The sequence below is a fragment of the Mycolicibacterium nivoides genome, assembly GCF_003855255.1.
GTDB lineage: Bacteria > Actinomycetota > Actinomycetes > Mycobacteriales > Mycobacteriaceae > Mycobacterium > Mycobacterium nivoides.
The window spans coordinates 5,584,708-5,604,305 of record NZ_CP034072.1 but is presented as its reverse complement, the minus strand read 5'-3'; the positions used below and the strand labels follow the sequence as shown (position 1 = coordinate 5,604,305).

Here is a 19,598-nt window from a genome sequence, read left to right as displayed (position 1 = left end):
GGAGGTTCTGTGAAACTTTGGAAGAGGGTTCTGTGAAATTGGGGTAATCTCCTGAGATGACCGAGGTGAGCGCGCGCCGCACCAACCGGCGCGGCGAGGCCACCCGGGAGAGCATGCTGGAGGCCGCGCGCAAGGCCCTGGCCACCGGAGACCCGGGAGCGGTCTCGGCCAACCGGATCGCCAAAGACATCGGTGCCACCTGGGGTGCGGTGAAGTACCAGTTCGGCGACATCGACGGGTTCTGGGCCGCCGTCCTGCAGCGCACCGCGGAACGCCGCGCCGGGATGTTCAGCCACCACGACAGCACTGCTTCGTTGCGTCAGCGCGTCGCCGCCATCATCGACCTGCTCTATGACGGGCTGACTGCCGGCGATTCGCGGGCGATCGAGAATCTGCGCGCGGCACTGCCGCGAGACCCCGCCGAACTCGAACGGCTCTACCCGAAGACCGCCGCCGAGCTATCGTCCTGGGGTCAGGGCTGGCTGCAAACCTGTCAGCAGGCCTTCGCCGGCCTTGGCGTCGATCCCGAGCGGGTGCGGGAGGTCGCCGCGTTCATCCCCGGCGCCATGCGGGGCATCACCTCCGAGCGTCAACTCGGCAGCTTCATCGACCTCGACGTGGCCCGGCGGGGACTCACCAACGCCATCGTCACGTATCTCGAGGAGTCCCGATTACGGCCCTCTGATCACCAGTAACCGGGTTGTGACCTCACAAGGTGGGGGCATTCCGCCCGTCAACAAGTAGGCTATGCCCGATGGTCCCGCTCTGGTTCACGCTGTCCGCACTCTGTTTCGTGGGTGCGGCCGTATTGCTGTACGTCGACATCGACCGTCGACGTGGGTTGGGACGGCGCCGTAAGTCGTGGGCGAAGTCGCATGGCTTCGATTACGAGCACGAGTCGCACGAGATCCTCAAGCGCTGGAAGCGCGGGGTGATGTCGACCGTCGGTGACGTCACGGCCAAGAACGTCGTGCTCGGCCAGATCCGTGGCGAGGCGGTGTTCATCTTTGACATCGAAGAAGTGGCAACGGTGATCGCGCTGCACCGCAAGGTCGGCACGAACGTCGTCGTCGATCTGCGACTCAAGGGCATCAAGGAGCCCCGGGAGAGCGACATCTGGCTGCTCGGCGCGATCGGTCCGCGGATGGTGTACTCCACCAACCTCGACGCCGCTCGTCGCGCCTGCGACCGCCGGATGGTCACGTTCGCCCACACCGCTCCCGATTGCGCCGAGATCATGTGGAACGAGCAGAACTGGACGCTCGTCAGCATGCCGGTCACGAGTACCCGCGCCCAATGGGACGAGGGACTGCGCACTGTGCGTCAGTTCAACGACCTGCTGCGGGTACTACCGCCGGTTCCGCAGAACGGTGTGGCACCCCAGTCGGGTCAGGGCAGCCAAGCTGCGCTGGCGCGTCGCGCCGGATCGCCCAGCCGCCCGTTGGCGCCGACGCCCGCCGGGCGCCGGGAGCTGCCTCCGGGCCGGGCCGACGCGGCACCCGGGCGTGGAGACGTCAGTCGCTACACCCAGCCGCGCCAGGAGCCCGGCCGTCCCGATGTGGTCCGTCGGACCCCGCCGCCGGCACGCAACGGCCGTCACGCACCGCACTACCAGCGCTAGCCTGCGCATCAGAACAGTTCAGTAATCTGTCGGCATGCCTCGCCCCGTCGCGCTGATCACTGGACCGACCTCAGGGCTCGGCGCCGGCTTCGCCCGCCGGTACGCGCGGGACGGCTACGACCTCGTCCTCGTGGCGCGGGACGCCGTACGGCTGGAACAACTCGCCGCCGAACTGCACGACGAGGCCGGCGCGGCAGTCGAGGTGCTTCCCGCGGACCTGGCATGCGCCCCCGACCGGGCCAAGGTCGCCGACCGGCTGCGAGCCGGGGTGCAGGTGTTGGTGAACAACGCCGGCTTCGGCACGTCGGGTGAGTTCTGGACCGCCGATCTCGCCCAGCTGCAGGCCCAACTGGACGTCAACGTCACCGCCGTGATGGAGCTGACGCACGCCGCGCTGCCGTCGATGATCGAGGCGGGTGGCGGCACCGTCATCAACGTGGCCAGTGTCGCCGGGCTGGTTCCCGGTCGCGGATCGACATATTCGGCTTCCAAGGCCTGGGTCGTCTCGTTCAGCGAGGGGCTGGCCAATGGGCTGGGCGGTACCGGGGTCGGCGTGCATGCGCTGTGCCCGGGTTTCGTCCACACCGAGTTTCATGCCCGCGCGGGCATCGACATGGCGGGCACACCGTCGTTCCTGTGGCTGCAGGTCGAGGACGTGGTGCGTGACTGCCTGGCCGACGTGGCCGCAGGCAAAGTGGTCATCGTGCCGGGCCTGCAGTACAAGGTGCTCACCACCGGGGGCCGGATGGCTCCGCGAAACCTGGTGCGCGCCATGACAAAAGCAGTGGGAAAAGGTCGTGGGAGAACTTAGAGCAGAACTAACGTGGCAGTGCGGGCGCTGATCGCGGCGGTGATGGCGATACTTCTCGTTGTCACCGCGGGCTGCGCATCCGATGAACCGGGACGCACGTATGAAGCGTCGACCGCCGAGCTCGGGGAATCGTTGGACATCCTCGGCTGGCACCTGAAGGTGTCGGACCTGCGGTTCGACACCGAACACGTACTGGTCGACGTCGAGGGCTCCGCTTCGGGGGATGCCCACGCCAAACCCGAGGACATCCGGTTCGGTCTGTACGGTGCCCTGGCACATCCGATCGAGGCCGACGCACTGCACGGCTGCGACGACATCACCAGCCTGGGAATCAGGCCGTTGTCCGCGACGGCGCCCGACAAGCTCAGCGGCACAGTCTGCTTGGGGCCGCAACGGGACCAGAGCCAGGTACGCGGCGTGTATGTGTACTCGCCGCGTGAGCGCATCGCAGGCACCACCATCGCCTACCCCGCCGCGTTCCCGGTCGGGGTACTGCCCACCAGCGTGAACGACGCCGGCGTCACCCTCAAGTCCACCAGCGTGGACGCGTTCAGCGCCGACGGCGGGCAACTGGCACCGGCCGCACTGGGCGACCCCAGCGCCTTCAACGGCAAGGGTTACATGCTCATCGGTCTCGAAATCGATGGTGCGGCAGAACGTTACGCGGACGATGCGGCGGCGCGTGGCGGTCCGCTCATGGTGGTGGCCGGCCCGTCGCTACCGCCGCCGGGACTCAGCCATGCCTGTACGGTGTACGGCTCTTCGGTGCTGATCCTGCCGGAGGCCTCCCGTGAGGCCGTCAACGTGCGCGCCTCGCTGTGTACGCAGGGAGAGATGAACGCGGCGTTGCTGTACGCCTCGGTTTCGGTGATCGGTACGCACGCCGCCCTGTGGACCACTGGTGGCTGAGGCCGTCGGCCCCACCGAGTGGGGAGAATCCCCAGGAGTGGGGCCCTGGGAGGGGCCGTTACCCTCCGGGGATGACGCTGCGCGCTATGACGCCGCGCTTCTGCGCGACGGAGATACCCGTAATGTCGTTGATGCTTACCGGTATTGGACCCGGGAGGCGATCATCGCCGACATCGACCGGCGTCGGCACCCGCTGCACATCGCGATCGAGAATTTCGGCAACGACGCCAACATCGGCGCCGTGGTGCGCACCGCCAACGCCTTCGCCGTCGACACCGTGCACATCGTCGGGCGGCGACGCTGGAACCGGCGGGGCGCTATGGTCACCGACCGTTATCAGCGGCTCTGCCACCATGACACCACCGCCGAATTGCTGTCCTTCGCCGCCGACGCCGGGCTGACCGTCGTCGCGGTGGACAACGTGCCCGGCGCCGTGCGTCTGGAACAGACCGAACTACCTCGCGACTGCCTGCTGATCTTCGGTCAGGAAGGCCCGGGCATCACCCCGGAGGCGCAGGCCGGCGCGGCCGTGACGGTGTCCATCGCGCAGTTCGGGTCGACCCGCAGCATGAACGCCGGTGTCGCTGCCGGAATCGTCATGCACGCGTGGATCACTCGCCACGCGGATTTCTCACGCGCCTGGTAGGTCGATGCAGACATAGAAAACTGCTCGACATGCCGACAATTCGGCGGCCGGGTAAGGCAGGATCGACAGCATGGATCAGCTATGGGCTAACCGTGCGGCCAGCGCCGAAGCTGCGATCACCCAACGGCACCTGACGAAACTCTGGGGTCTGCCGGGCACCCAACTCGGTGTCGTGGCCTGGCCGGCGACCAAGAAGTACCGCAAGTTCGGAACCTGGCACTACTGGTGGCAGGCGCATCTCCTGGACACGCTGGTCGACGCCCAGGTGCGTGATCCGCAGCCCGAGCGGATCACCCGCATTCAACGGCAGATCCGAGCGCACCACATCCGCAACAACCTGTCGTGGACCAACAACTACTACGACGACATGGCCTGGCTGGCGTTGGCCCTCGAGCGGGCCGGGCGGCTGGTCGGCGTCGAGAAATCCCACGCACTCAAGAAGTTGTGCGCCCAGTTCGTCGATGCCTGGGTGCCCGAGGACGGCGGCGGTATCCCGTGGCGCAAACAGGATCAGTTCTTCAACGCCCCGGCCAACGGTCCGGCCGGGATCTTCCTGGCCCGGTATGACGACCGGTTGCGTCGGGCCCAGCAGATGGCCGACTGGATCGACGACACTCTGATCGACCCGGAGACCCACCTGGTGTTCGACGGCATCAAAGCCGGGTCGATGGTGCGTGCGCAGTACACCTACTGCCAGGGCGTGGTGCTCGGGCTGGAGGTCGAACTCGCGGTGCGCACCGAGGACACCCGGCACGCCGAGCGGGTACGCCGCTTGGTGGCCGCGGTGGACAAGGAGATGGCCACCGACGGTGTCATCAAGGGCGCCGGTGGTGGTGACGGCGGGCTGTTCAACGGCGTCACTGCGCGGTACCTGGCGCTGGTGGCCAATACCCTGCCGGGAGATACGGCCGACGATCAAGCCGCGCGGGAGACGGCGCGGTCGATCGTTCTCAAATCCGCACAGGCGGCTTGGGACAACCGGCAGACCGTCGATGGGCTGCCGCTGTTCGGTGCGTTCTGGGACCAGACCGCCGAGGTGCCAGGGGCTGAGGGCCAGCAGGCGCAGTTCGTGGACGGCGCGGTCAACGCCTCGGCGATCCCCGAACGCGACCTGTCGGTTCAGGTGTCGGGTTGGATGTTGATGGAGGCCGCGCACACGCTGGCCGCAGGCGATGAGGAGTAGGACTTGACCCAGGCGCAGCGAGCCAGGATCGATTTTCCGTCCCGGATCGGGGTGTGGTGGGCCAGCGAAACCTGGTCGATGCCGGATGCGCAGGAGGTGGCCCGGGAGATCGAGGCACTCGGCTTCGGCTCGTTGTTCCTGCCCGAGGTCACCGGTAAGGAATGCCTGACGCAGTCGGCGGCCTTCCTGGCCGCGACTCAGCGTCTGGTGGTTGGCACCGGCATCGCCAACATCCACGTCCGGGTGCCGAGTGCGGCCGAGACGGGTGCGCGCACCCTCACGGCGTTGTATCCGGGCCGGTTCGTGCTCGGTCTCGGTGTCAGTCATGGGCCGTTGGTCGAACGCGGTCTGGGTGGCGTCTACCAGAAACCGCTGGCCACCATGCGCGAATACCTGGACCGGATGGCCGCTGTCCCCGAGCAGATCGAACCGGGCGTCGGGCGCCCGCCCCGCCTGTTGGCCGCACTGGGTCCGAAGATGATCGAGTTGTCCGGCACCCACGCCGATGGCGCACATCCGTACCTGGTGACCCCCGAGCAGACCCGGGTCACCCGCGACATCCTCGGTCCGGAGAAGTGGATCGTCTCCGAACAGGCGGTTGCGATCGGATCGACCGATGACGATCAGCTCCGCCGAGCGCACGCTCACCTGGATGTCTACAGCGGTCTGCCGAACTACCGGAATTCGTGGCTGCGTCAGGGGTTTGACGAGTCCGATCTGGTGCGCGGTGGATCCGACCGGCTGGCCCGCGGTGTGGTGGGGATGGGGTCGGTCGACAGCGCGGCCAAGGCGGTGACGGCGCATCTGGAAGCCGGCGCCGACCATGTCGTGCTGCAGGTGCTCGGTGACAACCCGATGGCGGACCCGCGCCCGGCACTTCGTGAACTGGCCGGCGCACTCGGACTGAATTAGTCCGTCAGCTCCACAGGGTCACGTGCACCTTGGGCCGGAATCTGGTGACGCCCACCCCGGTTCCTCGGATCATGGCCTGGGTGCAACGCGGGGTCGTGATGAACCGCACCAGTTCGGACACGGCCGGCTGGCGGGCCGCCGCGGGCAGGGTCGACGCGAACCATTCGCCGGCGATCTGCAGGCCCGGCCCCTTGAGCTGCACGAGCCTGCCGCTGGTCAGGTCGGCCGCCACGGCGAACCCGATCGTCGGCATCACCCCGCCGACGCGGTGCACCTCCTCCAGAGCGGCCGCATCACTCTGGAAGATTCGCTGCCGGGCCTCGGGAATCGCGAGGTGTCGCAACATGGTTGCGATCTCACCGTCGACACTGCCGCCGGAGGGCCCGAGCGTCCACGGCTGCTCCCGCAACTGAACCGGACTCGGGGACCGTCCGGCCAATGGGCTGTCCCTAGTGGTCACCGTGACGATCTGGTACTTCAGGAACGCGCGCACCGCGAGCGTCGGATCATCGCGCTCCGGCGGCGGGCCCAGCGCGATGTCGATCGCACGGGTGGCGATCAGGTCGGCGAAGCGGGCGGCCGGGTGGACACTGAGCTCGACCGAAAGGTCGTCGGCGCGTGAGGAGAACAGCTCGATGAGTCCCGGCGCCGCATGTTCGGCGAACGCGCTGGATGCCGCGATGCGCAACAGCCGCCGGCCGTGCGCGGCCTCGGTCACCTCGATGGCGGTCTGCTGCTGCAGGCCGAGGATCTCGACGGCGCGACTGGCCAGGCGCAGACCACCCGGGGTGAAGGCCAGGCCGGCCGCGGACCTGGTGAACAGCGGATCGTCGAGTTCCTTGCGCAGCTGGGCGACGTGCATCGAGATCCCGGCGTCGGACATACCCAGTTCCTCGGCCGCGGCCCGCACCGAGCCCAGCCTCACGACCGCCGAAAACGCACGCAATTGCGCGGGTGTCACGATTGAAGCCTAGAACGCCTCCTGAGTTCTACGCTCGGACAATGTTCTATCGGTGGTTGGTGCGGAAGCAGGCGATCGCACTCTGGGCGAAGCTCTCGGATCAGCGCATCGATGAGATACCGCTGGCCGACGACGTGCATTTCCAGTATCTGGGGGACCACGCACTGGCGGTGGATCTTCATGGTGCTGAGGCGGAACGGGCATGGTTGCGCGACAGGTTCTTTCGGAGCTTTCCCGACATACAGTTCGAAGTGGAGGCGATGGTCATCGAAGGCGGCCCCTGGTCGACTCGTATCGCCACCAGTTACGCCGCGACCCGGCATGGCCAAATCGTCTATCGCGGTGTCAACATCGGCCGTGTCGTATGGGGCAAGGTCGTCGAGGAGCGGATCCTTCCCGACACCCAGGCGCTGGCCGCGGCACTCGACACGTTCTAGATTGAAACCGTGAGAGATGTGCTGAGCACCTTGTTAGCGGTGTGGCGTGCGGGTGGTACCGCAGGTGTCGGGACTGTGGTGCGCACATTTCGGTCCGCACCGCGCCCCGCGGGTGCGGCGATGGTGGTCGCCCCCGACGGAACTGTCGCCGGGTCGGTGTCGGGCGGCTGTGTCGAGGGCGCGGTGTACGAACTGGCGACCGAGGTGATGGCGAGCGGCACCCCGGTGCTCCAGCGCTACGGCGTCAGCGACGACGACGCGTTCGAGGTCGGCCTCACCTGCGGCGGCATCCTCGATATCTTCGTAGAACCGGTGTCCCAGAACACATTTCATCAGTTGAGCGCCATCGCCGAGGACATCGAGGCCCATCGTCCGGTCGCGGTGGCCACGGTCATCGCCCATCCCGACGGGTCGTGGGTCGGCAAGAGGCTGGTGGTGCATCGCGACGCGGTCGAGGGCTCGTTGGGGTCCCTGCGCGCCGATGCCGCGGTCACCGACGACGCCCGCGGACTGCTGGCGGCGGGTCGCAGTGAGGTACTGACCTACGGTCCCGACGGTCAGCGTCGCGGTGAGGGCATGGAGGTCTTCGTCGCGAGCCACGCGCCGCGGCCCCGGATGCTGGTGTTCGGCGCGATCGACTTCGCGGCAGCCGTCGCCCAGCAGGGCGTGTTTCTCGGCTACCGCGTCACCGTGTGCGACGCCCGGCCGGTGTTCGCCACCTCCGCGCGGTTCCCGACCGCCGACGAGGTGGTGGTGGACTGGCCGCACCGGTACCTGGCTGCCGAGGCCGAGGCGGGGGCGATCGATGCCCGCACGGTGATCTGCGTGCTGACTCACGACCCCAAGTTCGACGTGCCATTGCTGGAGGTGGCGCTGCGACTGCCCGAAGTCGCCTACATCGGTGCGATGGGGTCGCGGCGGACCCACGAGGACCGCGTGGCCCGCCTGCGTGATGCCGGGATTACGGAGGCCGAGCTGGCCAGGTTGTCCAGCCCGATCGGGCTGGACCTCGGCGGCCGGACTCCCGAGGAGACGGCGGTGTCCATCGCGGCCGAGATCATCGCCCAGCGTTGGGGAGGCGGCGGGCGGCCGCTGGCCCAGACCGACGGTCGTATCCACCATGAGCAGGGCGAACGTAGCGCGCTGCCGGCCAGTTAAGTAATCGCTTAACTGGCTGTTGACGCCGAGGTAAGTCGGGTGTGAGCTGGCTCACATGCAAGTTCCCGGCCCCTTTGAGTACGAACGCGCCACCAGCGTCGACCACGCGGTCGGCTTGCTGGACCGGTTGGGCGAGGACGCCAGGATCGTCGCCGGCGGGCACAGCCTGCTGCCGATGATGAAGCTGCGCATCGCCAACCCCGAGTACCTCGTCGACATCAATGACCTCGCCGCCGAGCTCGGCTACATCTCTGTTCTGGATGTCAGCTCCCCGCTCCTGGTCCGCATCGGGGCGATGGTCCGGCACCGGCAGGTGCTCGAGTCGGATCGGCTGGCGGCGGTGTGCCCGATCTTCCGTGACGCCGAACGGGTGATCGCCGACCCTGTCGTGCGCAATCGGGGAACGCTGGGGGGCTCGCTCTGCCAGGCGGACCCGGCCGAAGACCTGACCACCGTATGCAGGGTCCTGTCGGCGGCATGCCTGGTCCATGGGCCGGCCGGCGATCGGGAGATACCCATCGACGATTTCCTCGTGGGTTCCTACGAGACCGCGCTGGCGCACAACGAGATGCTGATCGAGGTGCGGATACCGGTACGCCACCGCACCTCCAGCGCGTACGCGAAAGTGGAACGCCGCGTGGGGGACTGGGCAGTCACCGCCGCAGGAGCCCAGGTCACGCTGGACAACGGTTCGATCGCGGCGGCACGCGTCGGTCTGACCGCGGTGAACGCCGACTGGGACGCTCTGCGTGCATTGTCGGATTCGTTGGTGGGCAGGCCCGCCGTCGAGGAGACCTTCGCCGACGCGGGTGCGGCCGCCGCGCAGGCCTGCGATCCGGTCAGCGACATGCGCGGCAGTGCCGACTACAAACGTCACCTGGCATCTGAACTGACCATCCGCACGCTGCGCGCGTCCGTGGAGCGGGTACGCAGCGCCCCATAGTCCTGGAGGGCGACAGAGAGGATGTGCCATGCAGGTCAACATGACGGTCAACGGCGAAGCGGTCAGTGCCGAGATCGAACCCCGAATGCTGCTGGTGCATTTCCTGCGCGATCAATTGGGGCTGACCGGGACCCATTGGGGCTGCGACACCTCCAACTGCGGCACGTGTGTCGTCGACGTCGACGGCGAACCGGTGAAATCCTGCACCATGCTGGCCGCGATGGCCTCCGGGCATACGATCCGCACGATCGAGGGCATGGAGGTCGACGGCCATCTGGACCCGGTGCAGGAAGGGTTCGTGCAGTGCCACGGTCTGCAGTGCGGGTTCTGCACCCCGGGCATGATGATCACCGCCCGCGCGCTGCTCGACCGTAACCCGGACCCGACCGAAGAGGAGATTCGCGAGGCCATCTCGGGTCAGATCTGCCGCTGTACCGGCTACACCACGATCGTGCGATCGGTCCAGTGGGCGGCACGACGGGCTCATGAGGAGGCGAACGCATGACGACGCTGGAGAACCCGGTCAGCCGACCCGAGGACACCGCGACCAACGACGCGAAACCCTGCGGTCACGGCCGGATGCTGCGCAAGGAGGACCCGCGATTCATCCGGGGCCGCGGCACCTACGTCGACGACGTCACGCTGCCGGGCATGCTGCACCTGGCGATCCTGCGCTCGCCGTACGCGCACGCCAGGATCGCCGGCATCGATGTGACTGCGGCGCAGGCACATCCGAAGGTCAAGGCCGTGGTCACCGGTGCCGACCTGGCAGAGAAGGGCCTGGCCTGGATGCCGACGCTGTCCAACGACGTGCAGGCCGTGTTGGCCACCGACAAGGTCCGTTTCCAGGGGCAGGAGGTGGCCTTCGTGGTGGCCGAGGACCGGTACTCGGCCCGCGACGCCCTGGAACTCATCGACGTCGACTACGACCCGTTGGACCCGGTGATCGACGCCCGTCACGCACTGGACGCGGACGCCCCGGTGATCCGCACCGACCTCGAGGGCAAGACGGACAATCACTGCTTCGACTGGCAGACCGGGGATGCCGCGGCCACCGAGGCGGCCTTCGCGAAAGCCGATCTCGTGGTCAAACAGGAAATCGTCTACCCGCGCGTGCATCCCGCACCGATGGAAACCTGCGGCGCGGTCGCCGATCTGGATCCGGTGACCGGCAAGCTCACCCTGTGGAGCACCTCGCAGGCCCCACACGCGCACCGCACGTTGTACGCACTGGTCGCCGGCCTGCCCGAGCACAAGATCCGGGTGATCTCGCCGGACATCGGCGGCGGGTTCGGCAACAAGGTGCCGATCTATCCCGGCTATGTCTGTGCGATCGTCGGGTCTCTGCTGCTGGGCAAGCCGGTCAAGTGGATGGAGGACCGCAGCGAAAACCTCACCAGCACAGGGTTCGCGCGGGACTACATCATGGTCGGTGAGATCGCGGCGACCTCCGACGGCAAGATCCTGGCGATCCGGTCCAACGTGCTGGCCGACCATGGTGCCTTCAACGGCACCGCGGCCCCGGTGAAATACCCCGCGGGATTCTTCGGCGTGTTCACCGGCAGCTATGACATCGAGGCGGCGTACTGCCACATGACCGCGGTGTACACCAACAAGGCACCCGGCGGGGTGGCCTACGCCTGCTCGTTCCGCATCACCGAGGCGGTGTACTTCGTCGAGCGTCTGGTGGACTGCCTGGCCTATGAACTCAAGATGGATCCTGCTGAGCTGCGGCTGCGAAATCTGTTGAAACCCGAGCAGTTCCCGTACAAATCCAAGACCGGCTGGGTGTACGACTCCGGCGACTATGAGAAGACGATGCGGCTCGCGATGGAGATGATCGGTTACGAGGGCCTGCGCGCCGAGCAGCGGGAGAAGCGCGAGCGCGGCGAACTCATGGGCATCGGCATGTCGTTCTTCACCGAGGCTGTGGGCGCCGGCCCGCGCAAGGACATGGACATCCTCGGTCTCGGCATGGCCGACGGCTGTGAACTGCGGGTGCACCCGACCGGAAAAGCTGTGGTGCGCTTGAGTGTTCAGACCCAGGGGCAGGGCCACGAGACGACCTTCGCCCAGATCGTGGCCGAGGAACTCGGGATCCCGCCCGAGGATATCGATGTGGTGCACGGCGACACCGACCAGACCCCGTTCGGCCTGGGCACCTACGGTAGCCGGTCCACACCGGTGTCGGGCGCGGCGGCCGCGCTTGTCGCGCGCAAGGTCCGCGACAAGGCCAGGATCATCGCGTCCGGGATGCTGGAGGCCTCGGTCGCCGACCTGGAATGGGACAAGGGCAGCTTCCACGTCAGGGGTGATCCGACGGCTTCGGTCACCATCGCCGACATCGCGATGCGCGCGCACGGCGCGGGTGATCTTCCGGAGGGGATCGAGGGCGGTCTGGACGCCCAGATCTGTTACAACCCGGAGAATCTCACCTACCCGTACGGTGCGTACTTCTGCGTCGTCGACGTCGACCCGGGTACCGCCGTGGTAAAGGTGCGCCGGTTCCTCGCGGTCGACGACTGCGGCACCCGGATCAACCCGATGATCATCGAGGGGCAGGTGCACGGCGGCCTGGTCGACGGTATCGGCATGGCCTTGATGGAGATGATCGCGTTCGACGAGGACGGCAACTGCCTGGGCGGCTCGTTGATGGACTACCTCATTCCCACCGCGATGGAGGTGCCGCACTTCGAGACCGGGCACACCGTCACTCCGTCGCCGCACCACCCGATCGGAGCCAAGGGCATCGGGGAGTCCGCGACGGTGGGCTCACCGCCCGCCGTGGTGAACGCCGTGGTGGATGCGTTGGCGCCGTTCGGGGTTCGGCACGCCGATATGCCGTTGACCCCGTCGCGGGTGTGGGAAGCCATGCAGGGGCGGGCCAGGCCGCCTATCTAGAAGGGGCACAGATGACTCTGAGTGAGCGCGTCGCACAACTTCGCCGGGCACGAACGCCATTCGTGCACGCGACGGTGGTGCGTGCGCAGCAGCCCACCTCGGCGCATCCCGGGGATGAGGCGATCCTGTTGGCCGACGGCACAATCGAGGGGTTCGTCGGAGGACATTGCGCTCAGAACTCGGTGCGCAAGGCGGCGCTGGGGGCACTCCAGGTGGGTGAAAGTGTGCTGTTGCGAGTCTTGCCCGACGGCGATGTGCATTTCCCCGAGGCCCCGGGTGCCTGCGTGGTGGTCAACCCCTGTCTGTCCGGCGGCGCGTTGGAGATCTTCCTGGCACCCGAGGTGCCCGCGCCGCTGGTACAGATCTTCGGTGGCACACCGATCGCCGACGCCATGGTCGAGCTATGCGGGATTCTCGGCTACGACGTGCGGCGGCTCGACGATCCCGGCTCCGACCCCGGGGATGCCACTGCCGTGGTGATCGCCAGTCTCGGTGGACCCGAAGGCGAGATGATCCGGGCTGCGCTGGACGCCGGGGTCGGCTACATCGGGCTGGTCGCCAGCCGGGTGCGCGGGGCGTCCATCTTGGACGGCCTGGGATTGACGGAAGCCGAACGTGCCAGGGTCCATACCCCGGTCGGCCTGGCGATCGGCGCGAAAACCCCTGCCGAGATCGCGGTTTCGATCGTCGCCGAGGTCATCGAAGGCATCAGGGTCGGAGGGCTCCGCGGCGCATGAGCACTGACCCGGTCTTCAGTGGTGTCGAGGATGTGGTGCGGCGGTTCGATGCCAGCGATTACCTGCTCGGCGAGGGCACCGCTACAGCCATCTATCTCGCGGTCACGATGGGACGCCCGCTGCTGTTGGAGGGCGAGCCGGGCGTCGGCAAGACCACCGCGGCCAAAACACTGGCGGCCGTTCTGGATACCCCACTGGTCAGGCTGCAGTGTTATGAGGGGCTGACCGCGAGCGAGGCCCTTTACGACTGGAACTACCAGCGCCAGCTTCTTTCCATCCGGCTGGCCGAGGCTCGCGGCGGCGAACAGCTCGACGAGGCACACCTCTATACCGAGGCCTACCTCATCGACCGGCCGATCCTGCAGTGCGTGCGGCACCGCGGACCGCGGCCACCGGTGCTCCTGGTCGACGAGATCGACCGCGCCGACGACGAATTCGAGGCGCTGCTGCTGGAGTTCCTCGGCGAGGCTGCGGTCACTGTTCCCGAGCTCGGCACATTCGTCGCCGACCGGCCGCCCGTCGTGGTGCTGACATCGAACCGCAGTCGTGACCTGCACGACGCGTTGCGCCGTCGCTGCCTCTATCACTGGATCGAATACCCGCAGCGTGCCCACGCCGTGGCGATCGTCCGACGCACGGTGCCAGGGGCCACCGACCCGCTCATCGAGCGGGCTGCCCAATTCGTGGGTGCCGCACGCGATCTCGACCTCGACAAGCCACCAGGTATCGCCGAGATCATCGACTGGGTTGCCGCCCTGGTCACGTTGGGCGTCGGTGACCTGGTGGACCCCGCCGCGCTGGAGACACTCGGGGCACTGGCCAAGACCCCCGACGACACGGGACAACTCCGTGACGCACTGCTGGAACTGAGAGGAAGCGCCCTATGAAGATTGCCAACGAGTTCACCGTCAGCGTGCCGGTCGACGAGGCATGGGACCTGCTCACCGACCTCGAGCAGGTGGTCCCGCTGATGCCGGGCGCACAGCTGACCGGTCAGGAGGGTGAGGACACCTTGGGCAGGGTGAAGATCAAGGTCGGCCCGGTCACCAGTGAGTTCAACGGCAAGGTCCACTTCGTCGAGCAGAACCGCGACGAGCACCGGGCCGTCATCGATGCGTTGGGCAAGGAAGCCCGAGGCACCGGCAATGCCGCCGCGACGGTGACCGCCCGGTTGCACGATGCCGGGCAGGCGACCCGGGTCACGGTCGAGACCGACCTCAAGGTCGTGGGCAAGCTCGCCCAGTTCGGCAGCGGCATGCTGCAGGACGTGTCGGAGAAACTGCTGGGCCAGTTCGTCGAGTCGCTGGAAGCCAAGCTCGCTACCCAGAGAGCTCCGGTGGGGCCCACCGAAAAGCCCGTAGCCGCGCCGGTTCCCGGCCCCGAGCCGATCGACCTGCTGGATCTGGCCGGCGGCAGCGCACTCAAGCGATATGGCCCCCGAGTCGCCGGTGCCTTTCTGCTTGCGGCCCTGGTGTTCACGATCGGGCGGCTTCGGATGGCCAGGCACGCTCGCCGGTGACGTCTTCCCTGCTGCGTGGGGCCGACCTGGCGGCGTTCGCCGTCGCGCTGGTCGACCGGCTTCGCGCGGGCGGGGTGACGGTGTCGGCGGTCGGGCCCTCGACCCTGGTCCAGGCGATGCACGAGCTGGTGCCCGCCGCGCGGTCTCGGCTGTACTGGGCGGCGCGGCTCTCGCTCGTCACCCGTGTCGAGGATCTGCCTGCCTTTGACGCGGTGTTCGATGCGGTTTTCGCCGACGCCGTGCTCGGCCTGGATCCGCCCGGCCTCAAGCGGTCGGCATTGTCGCCGACCGCGCCCGCTCGGAACCTGACCTCCAACGACAGGTACCCGGATGAGAACGGTGACGACCTGCCGTGGACGACCAGGCCGGCGTCCCTCGCCGCGGCGACGGGCTCGCCCGACGGCAGGGCGCTGCCCGACCTGATGCCCAGCTGGCTGGCCGCGCGCGCCGACGAGCCGTTCGATCAGTTCGACAGCGACGAGTTGAGGCGGATCGGCGCCTGGCTGGAAAGCGCGGAAGCCCGCTGGCCGCGCCGCCGCACGCTGCGTCGGCGCCGTCACCCGGCCGGCCGGCGCGTCGACCTCAGGGAAACCATCAGGGCCTCGCGGACCACCGGCTGGGAGCCGTTGCGGGTGGCCAGAACCCTGGCCCGCCTCCGTCCCCGTCGGGTGGTGCTGGTGTGCGACGTCAGCGGATCGATGCAGCCGTACGCCGCGGTGTATCTGCATCTGATGCGCGCGGCCGCGGTGCACCGGCGGACCCGACCCGAGGTGTTCGCGTTCGCGACCACGCTCACCCGGCTCACCGCCGTGCTGTCGCACCGGTCTGCCGAGGTGTCATTGGCCCGAGCCAACGAGAAGGTGGCCGATCGCTACGGAGGCACCCGCCTGGCCCGGTCGATCGGTGCGCTACTGAGCGGTCCGCACGGTCATGCGTTGCGCGGTGCGGTGGTCGTGATCGCCTCCGACGGATGGGATTCGGACCCACCCGAATTACTGCGGCGCGAGATGGTCCGGTTGCGCCGCCGGGCGCATCTGGTGGTGTGGCTCAACCCTCGCGCGGCGGCGCCGGGTTATGTGCCCCTGGCCGGATCGATGGCCGCCGCGTTGCCGCTGTGCGATCACTTCCTGCCGGCGCACACGCTGGCCGGCCTGCGTGAGCTGTTCGACGTGCTCGGCGGCGGTTAGGCCTGCTCGGCGGCGGCCTTCTTGGCGGCGCGGCGGCGTTTGAGCCACTCGAAGAACATCGGGGCCACCGAGGCCACCACGATCAGGATGAAGATGGGCTCGAGCAGTTTCTGGATGATCTCGAACTGGCCCAGCCAGTAGCCGAGCAGTACGAGGCCGACGCCCCACACGACTGCGCCGAGCACGTTGAACGTCGTGAAAACCGAGTAGCGCATCTTGGCGGCACCGGCGACGATCGGCGCCAGAGTACGCACGATCGGCACGAAGCGGGCGATGACGATCGCGAACGGGCCGCGCTGCTCGAAGAACGCGTGGGCCTCGTCGAGGTACTTCTGCTTCAGCACGCGGTTGTCGGGCTTGAACATCTCGACACCGATGAACCGGCCGATGAGGTAGCCGACCTGGCCGCCGAGGATCGCCGCCACCGGGATGAACACCAGCAGTTGCCAGAGTTCGAAGTTGGCGTCCACAGCCGTTCCCTGGGCGGCGGTGCCCGCGGCGAGCATGCCCGCGACGAACAACAACGAGTCACCCGGCAGGACCGGGAACAGCACCCCGGACTCCACGAAGACGACGACCAGGATGCCCACCAGGGCCCAGGTGCCGAAGGACCCGATGAGGTGCAGTGGATCCATGAAATCCGGCATGAGCGCCAGATTGGTCGTAGCCTCAGGGAGGGCGATGTCGATCACGACTCCCTAGGGTACCTGGGCCCCACCACCGGTCTTCACCTGCGATAACCCGCGTCCAGATGGAAGGACAAGCCATGCCGATCGCCACGCCTGAGGTCTATGCCGAGATGCTGGGCCGGGCCAAGGAGCATTCCTTCGCGTTTCCGGCCATCAACTGCACATCGTCGGAGACGATCAACGCCGCCATCAAGGGCTTTGCCGACGCGGGCAGCGACGGCATCATCCAGTTCTCGACCGGTGGGGCCGAATTCGCCTCCGGGTTGGGGGTCAAGGACATGGTGACCGGCGCCGTCGCGCTGGCCGAGTTCGCCCACGTGATCGCCGACAGGTACCCGATCACGGTGGCCCTGCACACCGACCACTGTCCGAAGGACAAGCTGGATACCTATGTGCGGCCGCTGCTGGCCATCTCCGCCGAGCGCGTCGGCGCGGGCCGTAACCCGCTGTTCCAGTCGCATATGTGGGACGGCTCGGCTGTCCCGATCGACGAGAACCTGACCATCGCCCAGGAACTGCTGAAGCTCGCGGCGGCGGCCAAGATCGTCCTCGAGGTCGAGATCGGTGTGGTCGGCGGTGAAGAGGACGGCGTCGAGGCCGAGATCAACGAGAAGCTCTACACGTCCTCGGAGGACTTCGAGAAGACCATCGACGCGCTGGGCGCCGGTGAGCAGGGGGCGTACCTGCTGGCCGCGACCTTCGGCAACGTGCACGGCGTGTACAAGCCCGGCAACGTGGTCCTCAAGCCCGAGGTACTGGCCGAGGGGCAGCGGGTGGCCGCGGCCAAGCTCGGGTTACCCGGTGATGCAAAGCCTTTCGACTTCGTCTTCCACGGCGGATCCGGCTCGCTGAAGTCCGAGATCGAAGATTCCCTCAAGTACGGCGTGGTGAAGATGAACGTCGACACCGACACCCAGTACGCCTTCACCCGTCCGCTCGCCGCGCACATGTTCACCAACTACGACGGTGTGCTCAAGATCGACGGCGAGGTCGGAAACAAGAAGGTGTACGACCCGCGCAGCTACCTGAAGAAGGCTGAGGCGTCCATGTCCGAGCGTGTCATCGAGGCCTGCAACGACCTGCACAGCGCCGGGCGCAGCGTCACCGGCGCTTAGGCGGCCAGCCGGCCGTACCCGAGGATGCCCGCGATCTCGGCGTCGTCGAGGGTGTGCACGCGGATACCGCCCTCCTCATTGCCGCCAACCGTGGTGATCGCGTTGTCATTCGCGACCACAACGAAATTCGTGTGCAACCCGAGTGGGCTGCCGTCGGCGTACATCACCACGTCACCGGGGCGCGGCCGGTAGGAGTCCGGGGCGGCGAACCGGCCGGCGGCCTGGTAGTACCCCTGCAGCGTGTACACGCCCGGGATCCGCCAGTTGCCCGAGTTCGGGTTGGACAGCGGCCGGCCCGCCTCGTTGAGCACCCAGCTGACGAAGTCGGCGCACCACGGCTCCTCGATTCCCTCGGAGAAATGGCTGCCGCCGGGCTGCGCGTCGTACTGCGCCTGCAGCACATCGATGACGCGGGCCTGGGCCGGATCGAGTGCGGCACGGTCGAGCTGGGGAAAGGCCACGGGTTTGCCGGGCAGGACGTCGAATGCCGAGCCCGGATGCCGGACCAGCAGCGCGGCCACGCCGACGACGATGACCACGCTGAGGGTGCACAGTGCCAACCAGAGCTTGGGTCCGCGCAAGGTCACCGGACCAGGTTAGCCGGTGGGTGCCTGGCAGATCTTCCACTGATTGTCGCGGAACTGAAGGTCGAAGCTGCGGGTGGACCGGGTTTGCGGGGCAAAGGCCATGAAGCTCGTGACGTTGGCCTCGGCGTGGTCGCCGTTGACGACCACCTGGTCGATGCTGGCCACCACGGGGTATTGCTTGGCGGCCTCCACCCGGGCGTGAGTTTCGTCCCAGGCCCTCTGGTCGTAGTTGACGTAGTTGTCGCGGGTGGTGCCGCAGGTGATCGAGCGCAGTGCGGCCAGGTCGCCGCGCTGGATGGCCGAGTCGAAGTTCTGGATCGTCGCGCGGACGTCGTCCTCCTGGGACGCGGCCGCCGACGACTTCCGGGTCAGCAGGACGGTGCCGAGCACCGCGATCGCCACCAGCGCCGCGATCACCAACACGACCGCGACCACCCACCCCCAGCTCCGGCGGGCTGCGGGCTGCGGCTTCTGTTCCTGCTCCTCGCGCGGCGGGATGACTTGTGGTGCAGCGCCTTTCGGCACCTCGGCCGCGACGGTGTCGCCCTCGCCGGGCGGAGCGAACACCTCGGTCTCGGGGTCGGGAGGCGTGTCGATCTTCTGCGTCGACGAGTCGAACCCGGACGGCGCGGTGAAGCGTCGTTCGTCGTTGAGGTGGACTTCCCCGGTGACTTCGTCGGCCGAGCCGAAGATCTCGGTGGCCGGCTCGGTCACCTCGGACATGTTCGGCAACTCGACCTTCTCGGTCGGTGTGTCGCTGTGGTCGGCGCGGCCCTCGTCAGGTCCCGTTGGGTTCGACATCCCTGCTGCGGTCCTCCCGTACGTCGGTACCGGTGGAGCTTATCGGTCGGTGCACAATAGGCCCATGACACGGATGGGTGATTTGTTGGGACCGGAACCGGTTTTCCTTCCCGGGGACCCTGAGGCCGAGGACGAATTGGCTGCGGGTGAGAAGGCGGCCGTGGTGGCCGCCGCCCACCCGTCGGCGTCGATCGCGTGGGCGGTGCTGGCCGAGAACGCCCTGGCCGACGACAAGGCTGTCACCGCATATGCGTACGCCCGCACCGGTTATCACCGCGGGCTGGATCAGCTGCGCCGCAACGGCTGGAAGGGTTTCGGCCCGGTGCCGTTCGCCCATGAGCCGAACCAGGGATTCCTGCGGTGCGTGGCCTCGTTGGCCCGGGCCGCCGATGACATCGGCGAGACCGACGAGTTCCAGCGGTGCCTGGATCTTCTCGATGACTGCGATCCGGCTGCGCGCGCCGAGCTCGGTCTGGCCTGA

The 19,598-nt window shown here is 67.6% G+C and carries 22 protein-coding genes; 18 read left to right on the top strand and 4 right to left on the bottom strand.

Going from position 1 to position 19,598, the window contains the following annotated elements; all coding sequences use genetic code 11:
* Positions 1-56: 56 nt before the first annotated feature.
* The 7 genes from EH231_RS27555 to EH231_RS27525 all read left to right on the top strand — a co-directional run bounded on the left by EH231_RS27555 (position 57) and on the right by EH231_RS27525 (position 6,082).
* Entirely contained in the window at positions 57-695 is a 639-nt protein-coding gene (locus EH231_RS27555; protein WP_090424128.1) for a TetR/AcrR family transcriptional regulator, read from the top strand.
* A gap of 59 nt (positions 696-754) precedes the next feature.
* On the top strand, positions 755-1,621 hold the full coding sequence (gene ttfA / locus EH231_RS27550) for a trehalose monomycolate transport factor TtfA (RefSeq protein ID WP_090424129.1): 867 nt from the start codon (positions 755-757) through the stop codon (positions 1,619-1,621).
* 34 nt (positions 1,622-1,655) lie between these two features.
* Positions 1,656-2,432 (top strand): SDR family NAD(P)-dependent oxidoreductase, encoded by a 777-nt coding sequence (locus EH231_RS27545; RefSeq protein ID WP_090424130.1) that lies wholly within the window; start codon positions 1,656-1,658, stop codon positions 2,430-2,432.
* A gap of 18 nt (positions 2,433-2,450) precedes the next feature.
* The gene (locus tag EH231_RS27540) at positions 2,451-3,341 is read left to right on the top strand and encodes a hypothetical protein (protein WP_124714397.1); all 891 of its coding nucleotides are present in this window, start codon (positions 2,451-2,453) and stop codon (positions 3,339-3,341) included.
* Complete coding sequence (locus EH231_RS27535) at positions 3,334-3,987, top strand: TrmH family RNA methyltransferase (protein ID WP_124713742.1); 654 nt, start codon at positions 3,334-3,336, stop codon at positions 3,985-3,987. Before EH231_RS27540 ends, EH231_RS27535 begins: the two co-directional genes overlap by 8 nt.
* A gap of 70 nt (positions 3,988-4,057) precedes the next feature.
* Complete coding sequence (locus EH231_RS27530) at positions 4,058-5,170, top strand: glycoside hydrolase family 76 protein (protein WP_090424133.1); 1,113 nt, start codon at positions 4,058-4,060, stop codon at positions 5,168-5,170.
* A 3-nt stretch (positions 5,171-5,173) separates the two neighbouring features.
* Entirely contained in the window at positions 5,174-6,082 is a 909-nt protein-coding gene (locus EH231_RS27525) for an LLM class F420-dependent oxidoreductase (RefSeq protein ID WP_124713741.1), read from the top strand.
* 4 nt (positions 6,083-6,086) lie between these two features.
* Here EH231_RS27525 and EH231_RS27520 read toward each other — a convergent pair whose 3' ends face one another.
* Positions 6,087-7,043 carry a LysR family transcriptional regulator gene (locus tag EH231_RS27520; protein WP_090424135.1) on the bottom strand — a complete coding sequence of 319 codons (957 nt, stop codon included), beginning with the start codon at positions 7,041-7,043 and terminating at the stop codon, positions 6,087-6,089.
* Positions 7,044-7,084: 41 nt separating this feature from the next.
* Between EH231_RS27520 and EH231_RS27515 the strand changes: the two genes are divergently transcribed.
* Genes EH231_RS27515 through EH231_RS27475 form a run of 9 tightly spaced genes read left to right on the top strand, consistent with a single transcriptional unit; the run spans position 7,085 to position 15,925 of the window.
* Positions 7,085-7,480 (top strand): nuclear transport factor 2 family protein, encoded by a 396-nt coding sequence (locus EH231_RS27515; RefSeq protein WP_090424136.1) that lies wholly within the window; start codon positions 7,085-7,087, stop codon positions 7,478-7,480.
* Between the two features lie 9 nt (positions 7,481-7,489).
* Positions 7,490-8,638, top strand: coding sequence for an XdhC family protein (locus tag EH231_RS27510; protein ID WP_124713740.1), 1,149 nt, complete (start codon positions 7,490-7,492; stop codon positions 8,636-8,638).
* Between the two features lie 55 nt (positions 8,639-8,693).
* A complete protein-coding gene (locus EH231_RS27505) occupies positions 8,694-9,581 on the top strand; it encodes an FAD binding domain-containing protein (RefSeq protein ID WP_090424138.1) in 888 nt (295 codons plus the stop codon).
* A gap of 28 nt (positions 9,582-9,609) precedes the next feature.
* Positions 9,610-10,086 carry a (2Fe-2S)-binding protein gene (locus tag EH231_RS27500; protein WP_124713739.1) on the top strand — a complete coding sequence of 159 codons (477 nt, stop codon included), beginning with the start codon at positions 9,610-9,612 and terminating at the stop codon, positions 10,084-10,086.
* Positions 10,083-12,482: an aerobic carbon-monoxide dehydrogenase large subunit gene (locus tag EH231_RS27495; RefSeq protein WP_090424140.1), complete on the top strand. Its 2,400-nt coding sequence runs from the start codon at positions 10,083-10,085 to the stop codon at positions 12,480-12,482. The genes EH231_RS27500 and EH231_RS27495 overlap by 4 nt, the downstream gene beginning before the upstream one ends.
* An 11-nt stretch (positions 12,483-12,493) precedes the next feature.
* Positions 12,494-13,219 (top strand): XdhC family protein, encoded by a 726-nt coding sequence (locus EH231_RS27490; RefSeq protein WP_124713738.1) that lies wholly within the window; start codon positions 12,494-12,496, stop codon positions 13,217-13,219.
* Entirely contained in the window at positions 13,216-14,106 is an 891-nt protein-coding gene (locus tag EH231_RS27485; protein ID WP_044515399.1) for an AAA family ATPase, read from the top strand. The genes EH231_RS27490 and EH231_RS27485 overlap by 4 nt, the downstream gene beginning before the upstream one ends.
* Complete coding sequence (locus EH231_RS27480) at positions 14,103-14,738, top strand: SRPBCC family protein (RefSeq protein ID WP_124713737.1); 636 nt, start codon at positions 14,103-14,105, stop codon at positions 14,736-14,738. Before EH231_RS27485 ends, EH231_RS27480 begins: the two co-directional genes overlap by 4 nt.
* Entirely contained in the window at positions 14,735-15,925 is a 1,191-nt protein-coding gene (locus tag EH231_RS27475) for a vWA domain-containing protein (RefSeq protein WP_124713736.1), read from the top strand. The genes EH231_RS27480 and EH231_RS27475 overlap by 4 nt, the downstream gene beginning before the upstream one ends.
* Here EH231_RS27475 and EH231_RS27470 read toward each other — a convergent pair.
* A complete protein-coding gene (locus EH231_RS27470) occupies positions 15,922-16,572 on the bottom strand; it encodes a DedA family protein (protein ID WP_409543690.1) in 651 nt (216 codons plus the stop codon). The genes EH231_RS27475 and EH231_RS27470 overlap by 4 nt on opposite strands.
* Before the next feature lie 119 nt (positions 16,573-16,691).
* On the opposite strand from EH231_RS27470, the gene fbaA reads away from it, so the two are divergent.
* Positions 16,692-17,729, top strand: a complete 1,038-nt coding sequence (fbaA, locus tag EH231_RS27465) for a class II fructose-bisphosphate aldolase (protein WP_124713735.1) — start codon at positions 16,692-16,694, stop codon at positions 17,727-17,729.
* Here the strand turns inward: fbaA and EH231_RS27460 are convergent.
* Entirely contained in the window at positions 17,726-18,316 is a 591-nt protein-coding gene (locus tag EH231_RS27460) for a CHAP domain-containing protein (protein ID WP_124713734.1), read from the bottom strand. The two genes, fbaA and EH231_RS27460, sit on opposite strands and share 4 nt — an antisense overlap.
* Before the next feature lie 9 nt (positions 18,317-18,325).
* Positions 18,326-19,117: an Rv0361 family membrane protein gene (locus tag EH231_RS27455; protein ID WP_124713733.1), complete on the bottom strand. Its 792-nt coding sequence runs from the start codon at positions 19,115-19,117 to the stop codon at positions 18,326-18,328.
* A gap of 64 nt (positions 19,118-19,181) precedes the next feature.
* Between EH231_RS27455 and EH231_RS27450 the strand changes: the two genes are divergently transcribed.
* Positions 19,182-19,598 (top strand): DUF3151 domain-containing protein, encoded by a 417-nt coding sequence (locus EH231_RS27450; RefSeq protein ID WP_044515410.1) that lies wholly within the window; start codon positions 19,182-19,184, stop codon positions 19,596-19,598.